2 protein-coding genes are annotated in these 1,998 nt (G+C 62.8%); both read left to right on the forward strand.

Annotated elements, in window-relative coordinates; translation table 11 throughout:
- On the forward strand, positions 1–1,419 hold a 1,419-nt coding region (locus EOC93_RS33375; protein WP_127206739.1), incomplete at its 5' end, for an AAA family ATPase.
- A 35-nt stretch (positions 1,420–1,454) separates the two neighbouring features.
- Positions 1,455–1,820: an MmcQ/YjbR family DNA-binding protein gene (locus EOC93_RS33380; RefSeq protein ID WP_127206740.1), complete on the forward strand. Its 366-nt coding sequence runs from the start codon at positions 1,455–1,457 to the stop codon at positions 1,818–1,820.
- The last annotated feature ends 178 nt before the right edge of the window (positions 1,821–1,998 follow it).

A 1,998-nucleotide genomic window follows, 5' to 3' on the forward strand; every position in this document is an offset into this window, starting at 1 on the left:
GAGGCCGCGTCGCGGCTCCGGATGCAGGTCGATTCGAAGCCCGAGGCGCGGGACGAGATCGACCGCCGTATCATGCAGCTCAAGATCGAGCGTGAGGCGTTGAAAGTCGAGAAGGACGACGCGTCGAAGGATCGGCTTGCCCGCCTCGAAAAGGATCTTTCCGCACTGGAGGAGGAATCGACCGAACTGACCTCCAAGTGGCAGGCCGAGAAGCAGAAGCTCGGGCTCGCCGCCGACCTGAAGAAACAGCTCGACGAGGCACGCAACGAGCTCGCCATTGCCCAGCGCAAGGGTGAATTCCAGCGCGCCGGCGAGCTGGCCTATGGCAAGATCCCGGAACTCGAGAAGAAGCTGACGCAGGCCGAGGCGCAAGACGGCAAGGTCGGCATGGTCGAGGAAGTGGTCACTCCCGATCATGTCGCCCATATCGTGTCGCGCTGGACCGGCATTCCGGTCGACAAGATGCTGCAGGGCGAGCGCGACAAGCTGTTGCGCATGGAAGATGAGATCGGCAAGCGAGTCGTCGGCCAGGGCGAAGCGGTGCAGGCCGTGTCGAAAGCCGTGCGCCGTGCCCGCGCCGGCCTGCAGGACCCGAACCGGCCGATCGGCTCGTTCATGTTTCTCGGACCGACGGGCGTCGGCAAGACCGAGCTGACCAAGGCGCTCGCCAGCTTCCTGTTCGACGACGAGAGCGCGATGGTGCGTATCGACATGTCGGAATTCATGGAGAAGCACTCGGTCGCCCGGCTGATCGGCGCGCCTCCCGGCTATGTCGGCTACGAGGAAGGCGGCGCGCTGACCGAAGCGGTGCGGCGCCGGCCCTACCAGGTCGTGCTGTTCGACGAGATCGAGAAGGCGCATCCCGACGTGTTCAACGTGCTGCTGCAGGTGCTCGATGACGGCCGGCTGACCGACGGGCAGGGCCGCACGGTCGATTTCCGCAACACGCTGATCATCATGACGTCGAACCTCGGCGCCGAATATCTGGTCAATCTCGGCGAGAACCAGGACGTCGATGTCGTGCGCGACGAGGTGATGAGCGTCGTCAGGGCGTCGTTCCGGCCGGAGTTCCTCAACCGCGTCGACGAGGTGATCCTGTTCCACCGGCTGCGCCGGCAGGATATGGGCCGCATCGTCGAGATCCAGCTCAAGCGGCTGGAAAACCTGCTTGTCGATCGCAAGATCACGCTTTCGCTGGACCAGGAGGCGGTCGATTGGCTGGCGGCCAAGGGCTACGATCCGGCCTATGGCGCGCGGCCGCTGAAGCGGGTGATGCAGAAGGAGTTGCAGGACCCGCTGGCGGAAAAGATCCTGCTCGGCGACATCCTCGACGGCTCGACCGTCAAGGTCACCGCCGGTTCCGACCGGTTGAATTTCCGGTCGAAGCCGACGGTCGTGGCGACCGAGGCGGCGGCCTGACTTCGAGTCGGCTTGCATAAATGGCGGGGGCGCAGATGACGCTGGATGACTACAACAGCTTCTGCGCCTCGTTGCCTGCAACGAGCCATGTCGTCCAGTGGGGCGGCGCCCATGTCTGGAAGGTCGGAGCCAAGGTCTTTGCGATCGGCGGTTGGAGCGAGGGGAAGGAGCCGTTCGTCACCTTCAAATGCTCCGACATCGCCTATGACATCTTGAAGGAACAGCCGGGCCTTCGGCCCGCGCCCTATCTCGCGTCACGCGGCATGAAATGGATCCAGCGCCAGACAAGCCAAAGCATGGACGATGACGCGCTGAAGGACTATCTGTGCGAAAGCCATCGCCTTGTCGTCCTCAAGCTGACCAAACAGGCGCGCAAGGAATTGGGGCTCGCCGCCAGCTAGTGTTCTAACTCCAGACCGCCAGAAATCCGCCATCTTCATGCCCGGTTCATGTTGGAACCTTATGGTCGCCAACTGATTTGCTGGCGAAGGGGTTGATCGATCGCGTCGGCCCGAAAATCCAATTCGATTTTCAAAAAAGCGCGATGCGGAGATTAAAGTGTTAGAGCGCCCTTTGCGG

The sequence above is a fragment of the Mesorhizobium sp. M6A.T.Ce.TU.002.03.1.1 genome (assembly GCF_003997275.1).
Taxonomy (GTDB): domain Bacteria; phylum Pseudomonadota; class Alphaproteobacteria; order Rhizobiales; family Rhizobiaceae; genus Mesorhizobium; species Mesorhizobium mediterraneum.